This is a genomic window from Hydrophilobacter chitinilyticus (assembly GCF_049860745.1).
In the GTDB taxonomy this organism is placed as follows: domain Bacteria; phylum Pseudomonadota; class Gammaproteobacteria; order Burkholderiales; family Burkholderiaceae_C; genus Rhodoferax_B.
This window is the reverse complement of sequence record NZ_CP187561.1, coordinates 4,714,210-4,726,762: the sequence shown is the minus strand read 5'-3', so window position 1 is coordinate 4,726,762 and position 12,553 is coordinate 4,714,210. Positions and strand designations below refer to the sequence as shown.

Sequence of the window (12,553 nt, the reverse complement as noted above, 5' to 3'; positions counted from 1 at the left end):
GTGGAAGAAATGAAAAAAATGGACAAACATATCCCATTCAACTGGCCGCACATGACCGGTAAAGAGCTCTACTACATTGCTGAGGCCCATTTCAATGGGCGCTTGGCAGGAGATGGCCCGTTTACCAAGCGTTGCCACGGTTGGATCGAATCCCGTACCCACTGTCACAAGGCGCTGCTGACGCACTCATGCACAGCGGGCCTCGAAATGGCTGCTTTGCTGTTGGAGATTCAGCCGGGCGACGAAATCATCATGCCGTCGTACACTTTTGTCTCTACTGCCAATGCATTTGTCTTGCGTGGCGGTGTGCCGGTATTTGTTGATATTCGAGAAGACACGCTGAATCTGGATGAGCGTCTGATCGAGGCGGCTATCACCCCTCGCACGCGCGCCATTGCGCCCGTGCACTATGCGGGTGTCTCGTGTGAGATGGACACCATCATGGATATCGCCCGGCGACATCAATTGAAGGTGGTGGAAGACGCCGCACAAGGGGTGATGGCCAGCTACAAAGGCAAAGCGCTGGGCGCGATTGGCGATATCGGTGCCTTTAGTTTTCACGAAACCAAGAACGTGATTTCGGGGGAGGGCGGCGCTCTGTTGGTCAATGATCCGGCGTTGGCGCTGCGTGCAGAAATCATTCGCGAAAAAGGTACAGACCGCAGTCGCTTCTTCCGCGGTGAAGTGGATAAATACACTTGGCAAGAGGTTGGATCGTCGTTTTTGCCCGGTGAACTGATTGCTGCCTTTTTGTGGGCACAGCTTGAAGAGGCCGATCGCATCACGCAGCAACGCCTGGAGAGTTGGAACCGATACCACGAAATGCTGGCGCCGCTGGAGGCGGCGGGTGTGCTGCGTCGGCCTATCGTGCCGCAAGAGTGCCAACACAACGCGCACATGTACTACGTGCTGATGGACCCGAGTATCGAGCGCCAGAGCGTTTTGGATGCCTTCCGCAGCAGTGAAATTGCCTCAGTGTTCCACTACGTCCCATTGCATTCGTCTCCAGCCGGGCAGCGCTATGGGCGTGCGCATGGCTCGATGGAGGTCACGGTGCAGCAGTCCGAGCGCCTGGTTCGTTTGCCTCTATGGGTGGGCATGACCGAAGAACAGCAAGCCCGTGTGTTGGGTGTTCTTCAAGCGGTCATACGCTAGGCCGTATACGCTTCTGTGATGAGCGCGACGGGCGGTACCGCCCGCCGTGCCCTGTACACACGACTCGAACAGGTCTTGATTGATCTAGTACCGGGCTATCGTTCGATCGCACCGGTTCCTTTGGCGTTTCCTTGCGTCAAGCTCAGCGTTCTACGACGACTCCATCACGCCACCAACGCAGTTGCGTGATGACTGTTGCTAATTCAAATACAATTGCGAATTAATTGCATTGGCATTTGAGGCTCAGCCCAAGTGCTGGACGGCAAGCTCGGAGTTGCTTACCCGAGTAAGACTAAAAAATATAACCAATAAGTCTTTCAAGCTCTTGGAGCTTGTGAAAGCCGCTGCTTAATTTGTAGCGGCAAGTGCGGGTTGTTGTCTGCTATTTCTGTAAACCGAACCACATTCGATATGAACCGTGCACTGAAATCCCCGTTCTGGAAGCTTTGGGGCTGGCCCATTGTGTTAGGCCTGTTGAGCGCCACCGGCTTGGTGACTGCTTTGGTGTCTGACGCCTGGGGCGACGTCTGGTCGTGGATTGGCCTGGGAGTGCCGGTCGCGGTGATCGCGTGGTTTGCCTGGCGTTGAGGGTTGCCTGCCTCGCCTCGATCTTGTTCGTTTTTTAACTTTTGACTTCTTTTGATCTCCATGCGTGTTTCCCGTCCGGCTCTTCATCCCGTCGCGCTCGCGGCCTTCATCACTGTTGCCAGCATGGGGGCCATGGCGCAAATGGCGACCGCGCCATCTGCTGAGGCCAAAACACTGAGCACGGTGAACGTGAACGCCAGCGCGGACGCATCGGCCGAAGGTTTGTCTGCGCCTTATGCGGGCGGCCAAGTCGCGCGTGGTGGGCGGGCAGGCGTGCTGGGCACGCGTGACAACATGGAGACGCCTTTCTCCATCACCGCCTACACCAATGAACTGATCCAGGATCGCCGCGCCAAGAGCGTGGGCGATGTGCTGCAAAACGACCCAACGGTGCGTGTGGCGCGCGGCTTTGGTAACTTTCAAGAGTCGTATTTCATTCGCGGCTTTGTGCTGAGCTCTGATGACACGGCGTACAACGGTTTGTACGGCCTTCTGCCGCGCCAGTACATTGCCACCGAGCTGTTCGAGCGTGTGGAGGTGCTGCGCGGCGCGTCCACCTTCCTGACCGGTGCCACGCCTTCTGGCGGCGGCATTGGCGGCACCATTAACCTGGTGCCCAAGCGCGCGCTCAACGAGCCCCTTTCGCGTGTGACCGTGGGCGTGGACAGCGGCGGCCAGGGCTCGGTGGCGCTGGACTTGTCGCGCCGCTTTGGGCCTGACAACAGCACGGGCATCCGTGTGAATGCGGCCTACCGTGACGGTGGCACCGCCATCGACAATGAAAAGGCCGAGCTCGGCTTGCTGGCCGTTGGCCTGGACTGGCGTAGCCGCAATGTGCGCTTGTCCGGCGACATCGGCTGGCAGGACAACCGCTTGAAGCAGACCCGCCCCAACGTCACGCTGAGCAGCGCCGTCACCAAGGTGCCCGATGCGCCTGATGCCAGCAGCAACTTCGCGCAGCCCTGGAGCTACTCGAACGAACGTGATCTGTTTGGCACCTTGCGTGGAGAAGTCGACATCACGCCGGACGTGACCGCCTGGGGCGCTTACGGCATTCGCCGCAGTGAAGAGGCCAACTCGCTGGCCAACCTCACGGTGACCAATGGCTCCACGGGAGCGGGCACCATCTACCGCTTCGACAACACGCGCGAAGACAGTGTGGGCACGGGTGAAGCCGGTGTGCGCGGCAAGCTGCGCACCGGTTCGGTCGGCCATGAATGGCTGGTGTCGGCGTCTTTCTATGACCTGAAGAAAGACAACGCGTATGCCATGGACTACCTCAACACGAAGGCTACTAACCTCTACACGCCCACCAGCTACGCCTTGCCCGCCTACGGCTCAAGCGTGTTGCTGGGCAACAAGCTGTCCGACCCTGCGCTGCAAGGCAAGGTCAAGCTCACCAGCTTCGCCATTGGCGACACCTTGTCCTTCATGGACGACAGCCTGCTGCTGACGCTTGGCGCACGCCGCCAGACGCTGGAGCAGACCAACTATGCTTACAACACTGGCGCGGTCAGCTCCTCGTATGACCACAGCCACACCAGCCCAGCCGCAGGCGTGGTGTTCAAACTGAACAAACAGACCTCGTTCTACGGTAATTACATCGAAGCCCTGATCCCAGGCGAAACCGCTCCTTCTACTGCACCCAACGGCGCGCCCGTCACCAACCGAGGAACATGGTTGGCGCCCTATGTCTCCAAACAAAAAGAAATCGGCGTGAAATACGACGGAGGGAGCCTGGGCGGCAACCTGGCCTTCTTCTCCACAGAGAAGCCGCGCGGCGCCACCAACAGCGCCAATGTCTACGGTACCTATGGCGAAGACAAGCACCAAGGACTGGAATTGACAGTCTTTGGCACGCCCACACGCGGCGTACGTCTGCTGGGTGGCGGCACCTGGCTGGACGCCAAGCAAAAGAGCACCGGCGTGGCCAGCACCGAGGGCAAGCGCGTGATCGGGGTGCCTGAGTTCCAGGCCAATATCGGCGCGGAATGGGATGTGCCCGGCGTGCGTGGCCTGGCCGTGGACGGCCGCGTGGTCTACACCGGCAGCAGCTATGCCGATGCCGCGAACACCTTGAAGGTTCCTGACTGGACGCGTCTCGACCTGGGCGTGCGTTACGTCACCGAACTCAGCGGCCGCCTGGTCACCCTGCGCGCCCGCGTCGACAACGTTGCCGACAAAAACTACTGGGCTTCGGTCGGCGGTTACCCAGGCAATGGTTACCTGAACGCCGGTGCACCACGCACCTTCGGCCTGAGCGCCGCTGTCGAGTTTTGACCCGGTTGACCTAGGAGCAGGCCCCATGCGCACAAGCACTCTCAAGACCTGGACGTGGCTGCACAAGTGGAGCAGCCTGGTGTGCACCGTCTTCATGCTGCTGCTGTGCCTGACCGGCCTGCCGCTGATTTTTCACCACGAGATTGGCCACCTGCTGGGCACCGAGGTGGAGTCCAAGCCCATGCCGGCGGGCACGCCGCACCTCAGCCTGGATGAAATTTTGAAGACGGCCAACGCGCGCTTCCCTGAGCGTGTGGTGCAGTTCGCCTCGCAAGGCGAAGACGACAAGAACATCTGGTTCGTCACGCTCACACCCACGCCAGACCCGACCGAAGACTTCAAGTCCATTGCCGTGGACGCGCGCACCGGCGAAATCCTGGAGCGCCCACCGGTGGACGAGGGCTTTATGTGGATCATGTTCAAGCTGCACGTTGACTTGTTCGCCGGTTTGCCGGGCATGTTGTTCCTGGGTTTGATGGGCTTGTTGATGGTGATCGCCATCGTCTCGGGTGTGGTGCTGTACGCGCCTTTCATGCGCAAGCTCGACTTTGGTGAAGTGCGGCGCAACCGCTCCACCCGCGTGAAGTGGCTCGACCTGCACAACCTGCTGGGCATCGTCACGCTGGTGTGGGCCTTGGTGGTGGGCAGCACGGGCGTGATCAACACCTGGGCGACGTTGATCGTTAAATACTGGCAGCACGCGGAACTGAGCGTTCTGCTCGAACCCTACAAAGGCCAACCCACGGTGGCGTTGAACGCGCGCGCCTCGGTGCAAAAGTCTTTGGACGCGGCGATGGCGCATGCGCCTGGCATGACCATGTCGTTCGCGGCGTTCCCCGGCACGGCTTTCTCCAGCCCGCACCACACCACCTTCTTCCTGCATGGCGACGAGCCGCTCACCGCGCGCCTGCTGCAGCCGGTGATGGTGGATGCCAAAACCGGTGAAGTCACGGCCGCGCCGCATCTGCCTTGGTACCTCACCGCGCTGTTGGTGTCGCAGCCTCTGCACTTCGGCGACTACGGCGGCATGCCCATGCAAATCATCTGGGCGCTGCTCGACATTGCCACCATCGTGGTGTTGGGCAGTGGGCTGTATTTGTGGCTCAAGCGCCGGCAACCGCAAGCGCAAGCCAAGCGACCGAATGAAGATCTTGAGGTCGAGCCAGAGCTTTCTGGCGCCATGGCTGAAGCCACAAACAAAGCCACAGCCAACACCGCCGCGCGAACGCTGTCCGCGCCGCAGCAGCCAGGCTAGATCTCTCATCTAACCCAGCGCATTCTCTAACGTCCTGGCACCACGCCAGGGCGGGGCGCAGCCTTGTGAGCCGCATGGACGTGCGGCTCTGAAAGCAGCGCCGCCATCCAGTTTTACAACCGTGAAAGAGGAGAACTTATGAAGAAAAATTTCAACCGCACCCTGCTGGCATCGCTGCTGTTGGCTGGCGTCAGCATCGGCGCCCAAGCCCACCAAACCTGGCTGGAACAAGACGCCAATGGCGCCAAGTTCTACTTCGGCGAGTTTGGTGACAACCTGCGCGAAGCCTCGCCTGGCCTGCTCGACAAGTTCGTCAAACCCGTGGCGCACAAAATCTCTGCCAAGGGCGCCGAGCCATTGGAAATCAAAAAGACCGCCAACGGTTTTGCCTTGTCGGCCACCGCAGCACCCGGTGAATCGCTGATCGCTGAAGAAGTGGCCTACCCCTCGTGGGAAAGCAAGGCTGGTGACAAAACCGCACGCAACATCTACGTGCCTGCAGCCCGCCTGGCCACCACGCTGACCAAGCAAGACCCCAAGCTCACGCTCGACCTCGTGCCCACCGGCAGCGTGGACAAAGGCAACGTTGAACTGCAAGCCTTCTACAAGGGCCAACCGCTGCCCAAGGCCAAGGTCGCTGTGGTCACCGCCTCGGGCTGGGCGCAAGAGCACCACACCGATGCCGCTGGCAAGTTCAGCGTGAACCTGCCGTGGAAGGGCACCTACGTGCTGGAGCTGTCGCACAACGACGCCGCTGGTGTGGAACGCGCTGGCGAAAAGTTTGACCGTGGCAGCTACGTGACCTCGCTCACGCTGCAACTGAACGAAGGCTTGGCCGCGCTGCCTGCCGCACCGGCAGCTGAGCCTAACAAGGCGAAGTAAGGCCCGTTAAGCGACTTTCAGGTCTCACCCATTTCTAACCCTTAGTAGCAGCCAGCTAGAAGCCAGCAAGCGTAAAACGTACATGACATCACGCTCGCTTGTCTCTCCTCCATCGTCACGCACAGCCTTGGCCTTCCTGGCCCTTGCCTGCTGCGCGCAGACCGCTGCGCTTGCCCAAAACAACATTACGACCACCAACACCACAGGTGCATTGCCCGAAGTCCGCGTAACGGACACAGGCGACACCTCCACCGAGGCCAGCGGCCAATACACAGCCCGCACGCTAAGCATCGGCAAAACCGGCCAGTCGGTGCTGGAGACCCCGCAGTCGGTCAGCGTCATCACGCGCCAGCAGCTCGACGACCGCAACCTCACCAAACTCGAAGACGCGGTGAAGCTCACCACCGGCGTCACCGTCACGCGCCTGGACGGCGCGGGCAACTACAACACCATCCAATCGCGCGGTTTCGACATCGGCGCCATCTTGCTCGATGGTGTTCCGATCTCGCAGGGCGCCAACTACGCCACCGCGCTGGATGCCGCCATCTACGACCGCTTTGAAGTGCTGCGCGGCCCGGCCGGCCTGCTGCAAGGCGGTGGCGAACCGGGCGGCGCCATCAACCTGGTGCGCAAGCGCGCGCTCAAAGACTTGCAGATTGGCGCCAACATACAAGCCGGTTCGTACGGCATGAAGCGCGCCGACATCGATGTGACCGGCGCACTCAATGCCTCTGGCAGCTTGCGTGGCCGCGCCGTGGCCGTGACCGACCACCGCGACAGCTACATCGACACGCTGTTCAACAACAAAGACCTGGGTTACGGCACGTTGGAGCTGGACATCACGCGCGACACCACACTGTCGGTGGGCTACACCCGCCAACGCGTGCGCGCGGCGGTGGACCAAGGCTTGCCTTCGTACGCCAACGGCCAGTTGCTCGACGTGCCCGTGTCCACCATGGTGGGCCTACGCGCCAACCGTCAAAACCTGGACACCACCGACGCCTTTGCCGAGCTGGAGCACCGCCTCGACAACGGCGGCCTCATCAAAGTGACCGCGCGCGACGTTACGCGTGAATCGTTCTACCGCTCGGGCCGCGCCAACAGCGCGGTATCGGCCAGCGGGGCCGTCGCGATGCAGACGGTGGACTTCCAGAATGAAGCCAAAGATCGCAGCGTCGACGCTTACATCACCAGCCCATTTGCATTTGCCGGGCGCACACACCGCGTGTTGTTCGGCGCCAGCCACCGCGAAGGTGAAACCTACGACAACAACTACGTCTACGGCCCCACGCTGGCGTTCAACGTGTTTCAGCCCAACTACGACTTGATCTACCCCACGTTGACGTTGCCGGGCTACACCGCCATCACCACCAAGACCGAAGACGGCCTGTACGGCCAACTGCAATACGGCCTGACGGATCAGCTCAAACTGCTGGCCGGTGGCCGCCTGGCCTGGGCCAAGGTGGAGACGCGCAGCACCAGCACGGGTTTGGTCACGTCTACTTCCGACCCGGGGCGCAAGTTCATCCCGTCGGTGGCCGCGCTGTACGATATTCAACCGGGGTTGACGGCCTACGCCAGCTACTCTGAAACCATGGTGGTGCAAACCGCGTTGGACGCCGCTGGCCAATTGCTCAAGCCGCGCACCGGCGAGCAAATCGAGTTTGGTTTGAAGGGCGAGTACCTCAACAAGCGCTTGCAAACCCACATGGCTGTCTTCCGCATCGAAGACCGCAACCGCGCCATCACCGACCCGAACAACACCACCGCCTCCATCGCCGGTGGCGAGGTGCGCAGCCAGGGCCTAGAGCTGGAAGTCAGCGGCCAGGTCGCGCCCGGCTGGGACGTGTTGGCCGGCTACGCCTACACCGACACCGAATACGTGAAGGCGCCCGTGAGCCAGCAAGGCCAGGTGTTCAGCCCCATCACGCCGCGCCACAGTGTGAACCTGTTCACCCGCTACGCCTTCCGCAACGACGCGCTCAAGGGTTTGAGTGTGGGCGGCGGTGTGGCCTACAAGAGCGAGTTCTACGCGCAAAGCGGCACGCTGCGGTTGGTGTCGGGCGACTACGCCATCTTCAACGCGCAGGCCGGTTACCAGATCAACGACAACGTGTCGCTGAACCTCACCATCGACAACCTGTTCGACAAGAAGTACTACGAGAAGGTGTCTGGTGTCGCCCGCCAGAACTTCTACGGCGCACCGCGCACGCTGGCCCTGGCCATGCGCATGCGCTACTGAGCACGTGTTTCAAAGCCCACCACCGCAGTTTCTCTTCATGCCACATACGCCACCACACCCCAGCCCCGCCGCACAAGCGGCTGAGGCTTCTCCATCGTCTCGACACCGCTGGCTGCCCCACGGCAGCGAAGGCGCGCGCTACCGCTGGGGTGTGGCGTCGCGTGCGGTGGCCGCCATTGGGGGCGGCTATGTGTTGGCCGCGCTGGTGACGGCGGTGCTCGCGTTGGTGATGCCCACTTCACGTGTCGAGGCGGCGTTGACGGGCACGCTGGCATCGTTTGCGGTCTACACCGTGGCGGTGATGTGGGCGTTTGCGGCGCGCACGGCGTGGCGCGCCTGGCGGGGGTTGTTGGTTCCCTGCGCGCTGTTGGGCTTGGTGCTGCTGGTGCATTTTTACGGAGGTAAGGCCGCATGAAAGAAGGTTTCCGCCAATCGATGGCCTGGTTGCACACCTACAGCGGTTTGCTGGTGGGCTGGGTTTTGTTCCTGGTGTTTGCCGCCGGCACGGCCAGTTATTTCAAGGACGAAATCTCGTTCTGGATGCGGCCCGAGCTGCACCTGGCCGCCGCCACCTTGCCCACCCAAACCGAAGTGGCCGAACGCTCATTGGCCACGCTGCAGCAAAAGGCGCCGCACAGCCAGCGCTGGTTTGTCACGCTGCCGACCGAGCGTGAACCTTCTGTGCGCGTGACCTGGGTGCGCTCGGCCGAGGAAATCGCCGCCGACAAAGCAGCCGACAACGGCAGCAACAAGCGCCCCAGGCGTTTCGACACCACCAACCTCGACCCAGTGACGGGGCAACCACAAGCCGCCGCACGCGCCACGCGGGGTGGCGAGTTCTTTTACCGCCTGCACTTCGACCTGCACTACATGCCCGCCATTTGGGCGCGCTGGATCATCGGCTTCTGCGCCATGATGATGTTGGTGGCCATCATCAGCGGCATCGTCACGCACAAGCGCATCTTCAAAGACTTCTTCACCTTCCGCCCGAAGAAGGGTCAGCGCAGTTGGCTGGACGCGCACAACGCCGTGGCGGTGCTGGGCTTGCCCTACCACTTGATGATCACCTACACCGGCCTGATTACGCTGATGTTCATGTACATGCCGTGGGGCGGCCAGGTGGCCTACAAGGGCGACCAAGACAAGTTCTTTGCCGAAGTGTTTGCGTCCAGTGGCGCGCGCGACCCCAAGCCAAGCGGCGTGGCGGCAGCGCTGGCGCCCATTGCGCCCATGCTGGCGCAGGCGAGCACGCATTGGCATGGCGCGGCGGTGGACCGCATCACCATCAACAACCCGAACGATGGCGCCGCCACCATCACCTTGCTGCAGCAGGCGGGGCACGGCATTTCGTCGGCCCAGCCGGTGATGGTGTTCAACGGTGTGACCGGCGCGCTGCAGTCCACCGTGGGTGACGACCCCGGTGCGGCTGCGCAAACGCGCGGTGTGATGTATGGCCTGCACCTGGGGCGTTTTTCGAACCCGTTGCTGCGTGCCTTGTTCTTCGTCTCGGGCCTGGCGGGCTGTGTGATGGTGGCCACGGGGCTGCTGTTGTGGGCCGTGAAAGAGCGGCAGAAGTACGCCAAGGCCGTGGCGCACGGCGGCCGTGTGGGCTGGGCGTCGCGCCTGGTTGATGGGCTGAACGTGGGCGCGATTGCCGGCCTGCCCATCGCCATGGCCTCGTACTTTTGGTTCAACCGGCTGTTGCCGCTGGGCCTTGCGGAGCGTGCGCAGAGCGAGATCGATGGCTTCTTCTGGGTGTGGGGCCTGGCCGCGCTGGCCGGCTTGGCCTGGCCCACGCGGCGCATGTGGCAGATCCAACTGGCGCTGGGCGGCTTGCTGTTTGCCTTCGTGCCGGTGATGAATGTGTTCACCTCTAGCAGCCACCTGGGCGTGTCGATACCGCTGGGCCTGTGGGCTGTGGCGGGCTTTGATCTGGTGTGTCTGGCACTGGGTGTTTTGCTGTTGGTCAGCGCGGTGTGGTTGGGGCGGCGCAAAACAGTTGCCACCAAGCGCGCGCCATTGGCTGCGGCGCCACGGCATGCGGCACAAGCTTTGGGCGCGGAGACTGGCCGATGAACGCGTCTCTCTGGACTTGGGCGGGCTTCTGTGCCGCCACCGCTGGTTTTGGCGCCTTGAGCTTGGCCATGGACCGGCACTTTGAAGACATCCACGGCCGGGGCACTTCGCCCGGTGTCAAGCGGCGCTGGCTGCAACTGGCGGGCTGCCTGGCCTTGGTGGCGTCTCTGCTGGCCTGCCTGGCCGCGCAGGGCACGGCGCAAGGCTGGGTGTTGTGGTGCGGCGTGTTGACCGTGGCCGCTTTGCTGTTGATGGCGTTGCTGTGTTACGCGCCGCGATGGGCGCCGCGTGTGAGCGCGTTGGCAGCATTGGTTGCTGTGGGTGTGTTTCTGTTGCACCGCTGGGGCGCTTAGTGTGGGCGTCTCGCGCGGGGCTGGGTTCAAGCTAAATCGCCTATTGGCGCTTGATTGACAAGCGACGGTAGCTAGGTTTTTGATAGCATTCCATACGCACGCTCAGGGTAATCTCGCGGCGCATTGTGTTGATGCGTCTCTACAATCTATTGCACTGCAATATGTCGAACACCGCGCGGCGGGGTTCGGGTAGAAACCGAGGAATCGAGTGCCAAGTAGTAAACCCATCCCGGACGACGCCACGGCGTCGGACCAGCGCGTCATCAAGAAGTACCCTAACCGCAGGCTCTACGACACCAAGACGTCCACCTACATTACCTTGACCGAAGTCAAAAACCTGGTGATGGAGGGCCAACCGATGGTGGTGCGCGACGCCAAGACCGGCGACGACCTCACGCGTTCCATCCTGCTGCAAATCATTCTGGAAGAAGAGGCCGGTGGCGCACCGCTGTTCACCGAGCAGGCGTTGGCCAACATCATCCGTTTCTACGGCCATACGGCACAGGGCTTTTTGGGTCCTTACCTTGAGCGCAACGTGCAGGCGTTTGTCGACCTGCAAGCCAAGCTGAGCGAGCAGTCCAAAGTGCTGACGCCCGAGACCTGGGCGCAGTTCAGCAGCATGCAGTCGCCGGTGATGCAAAACCTGATGGGTACCTACGTCGAGCAGTCGAAAAACGTGTTCACGCAGTTCCAGGAACAGATGCAGAAGCAGACCGAGCAGGTGCTGGGGACCTTTGGACTGAAGAAGCCTTAAACGGGCTCTCTCCCCAAAGACAAAAGGCCAGGTTACCCCTGGCCTTTTCTACTTGCGCGCTGGCTTTTGAATTAAGGCAGCAGTTCGAACTTCAGGTCGGCCAGTGGCGTGACCTTCTCTTCGCGCACCAGCTTGAACTCGGTGTTCGGGCCAATCCACTTGGCCCAGATGGCGTCGATCTCGCCGGCCTTGTCCATGGCCATCAGCGCGGCGTTGACCTTGGCCAGCAGCACGGGCTCATCCTTCTTCATGCCCACGCCAATCGGCTGGAACACCATCGGGTCCTTGATCATCTTCAGCTCAACCCCGGCGGTCTTCGACTGGTTCACCAGCTTGGTGATGGTCATGGTGTTGGCCACCACACCGACCGACTTGTTTTGCTGCACCGCCATGTAGGCCGAGCCGGTGTCCTGGAAGGTCACGGGTTCAGAGCCGTTCATCTTGATGGACAGCTCCGAGGTCGAGCCCTTGGTGGAGCTCAGGCGCTTGCCCTTGTACTCGGCCTTGGTGGTGGCGGTGTCGGTGGCTTTCACGGCCAGCATTTCCTTGGCGATGTAGTAGGGGTCGCTGAACTGGATTTGTTCGCCACGGCTCTTGGTGTAGGCCAGGTTGGCCACGGTCAAATCGACACGGCCCATCTTCACTTCAGGCACACGTGCCTCAACCGACAGCGGTGTGATGGCCGCCGTCAGGCCCAGGTGCTTGGCCAGGGCGTTGCACATGTCGACGTCGAAGCCCACCATCTCGCGCGTTTTCGGGTCGGGTGCGGCGAACGGGGGCACGTCGGCAAAGGTGCCGCACTTGAGTTCCTTGCGCTGGACCATGTCCTGCCATTGGTCGGCCTGGGCGGCGAAGCTGAGTGCGAGCAGACCGGCGATCGCCGTCATGCGGGGAAGACGAGAGGCTTGGAACATGGTGAACTCCTGGGGAAAAAGAAAACGCTGGGGGGTTGGGGAAGGGCGCTGGGT

The 12,553-nt window shown here is 61.7% G+C and carries 11 protein-coding genes; 10 read left to right on the top strand and 1 reads right to left on the bottom strand.

Features of this window, described 5'->3' with window-relative positions; genetic code table 11:
- Window positions 1-9: 9 nt before the first annotated feature.
- The 10 genes from rffA to phaR all read left to right on the top strand — a co-directional run bounded on the left by rffA (window position 10) and on the right by phaR (window position 11,585).
- Complete coding sequence (gene rffA / locus ACPWMG_RS20970) at window positions 10-1,155, top strand: dTDP-4-amino-4,6-dideoxygalactose transaminase (protein WP_483305298.1); 1,146 nt, start codon at window positions 10-12, stop codon at window positions 1,153-1,155.
- A gap of 411 nt (window positions 1,156-1,566) precedes the next feature.
- Window positions 1,567-1,743: a hypothetical protein gene (locus ACPWMG_RS20965; protein WP_483301450.1), complete on the top strand. Its 177-nt coding sequence runs from the start codon at window positions 1,567-1,569 to the stop codon at window positions 1,741-1,743.
- A 60-nt stretch (window positions 1,744-1,803) separates the two neighbouring features.
- Complete coding sequence (locus ACPWMG_RS20960; protein WP_483301449.1) at window positions 1,804-4,023, top strand: TonB-dependent receptor; 2,220 nt, start codon at window positions 1,804-1,806, stop codon at window positions 4,021-4,023.
- A 25-nt stretch (window positions 4,024-4,048) separates the two neighbouring features.
- Complete coding sequence (locus ACPWMG_RS20955; protein WP_483301448.1) at window positions 4,049-5,278, top strand: PepSY-associated TM helix domain-containing protein; 1,230 nt, start codon at window positions 4,049-4,051, stop codon at window positions 5,276-5,278.
- Window positions 5,279-5,416: 138 nt separating this feature from the next.
- The gene (locus tag ACPWMG_RS20950) at window positions 5,417-6,160 is read left to right on the top strand and encodes a DUF4198 domain-containing protein (protein WP_483301447.1); all 744 of its coding nucleotides are present in this window, start codon (window positions 5,417-5,419) and stop codon (window positions 6,158-6,160) included.
- Window positions 6,161-6,242: 82 nt separating this feature from the next.
- A complete protein-coding gene (locus ACPWMG_RS20945; RefSeq protein ID WP_483301446.1) occupies window positions 6,243-8,402 on the top strand; it encodes a TonB-dependent siderophore receptor in 2,160 nt (719 codons plus the stop codon).
- A gap of 37 nt (window positions 8,403-8,439) precedes the next feature.
- Window positions 8,440-8,817 (top strand): DUF3649 domain-containing protein, encoded by a 378-nt coding sequence (locus ACPWMG_RS20940; RefSeq protein WP_483301445.1) that lies wholly within the window; start codon window positions 8,440-8,442, stop codon window positions 8,815-8,817.
- Entirely contained in the window at window positions 8,814-10,478 is a 1,665-nt protein-coding gene (locus ACPWMG_RS20935; RefSeq protein ID WP_483301444.1) for a PepSY-associated TM helix domain-containing protein, read from the top strand. The genes ACPWMG_RS20940 and ACPWMG_RS20935 overlap by 4 nt, the downstream gene beginning before the upstream one ends.
- Window positions 10,475-10,831 (top strand): DUF3325 domain-containing protein, encoded by a 357-nt coding sequence (locus tag ACPWMG_RS20930; RefSeq protein ID WP_483301443.1) that lies wholly within the window; start codon window positions 10,475-10,477, stop codon window positions 10,829-10,831. Before ACPWMG_RS20935 ends, ACPWMG_RS20930 begins: the two co-directional genes overlap by 4 nt.
- Window positions 10,832-11,039: 208 nt before the next feature.
- Entirely contained in the window at window positions 11,040-11,585 is a 546-nt protein-coding gene (phaR, locus tag ACPWMG_RS20925; RefSeq protein ID WP_483301442.1) for a polyhydroxyalkanoate synthesis repressor PhaR, read from the top strand.
- 71 nt (window positions 11,586-11,656) lie between these two features.
- Here phaR and ACPWMG_RS20920 read toward each other — a convergent pair whose 3' ends face one another.
- Window positions 11,657-12,499 (bottom strand): ABC transporter substrate-binding protein, encoded by an 843-nt coding sequence (locus ACPWMG_RS20920; RefSeq protein ID WP_483301441.1) that lies wholly within the window; start codon window positions 12,497-12,499, stop codon window positions 11,657-11,659.
- Between the last annotated feature and the right edge of the window lie 54 nt (window positions 12,500-12,553).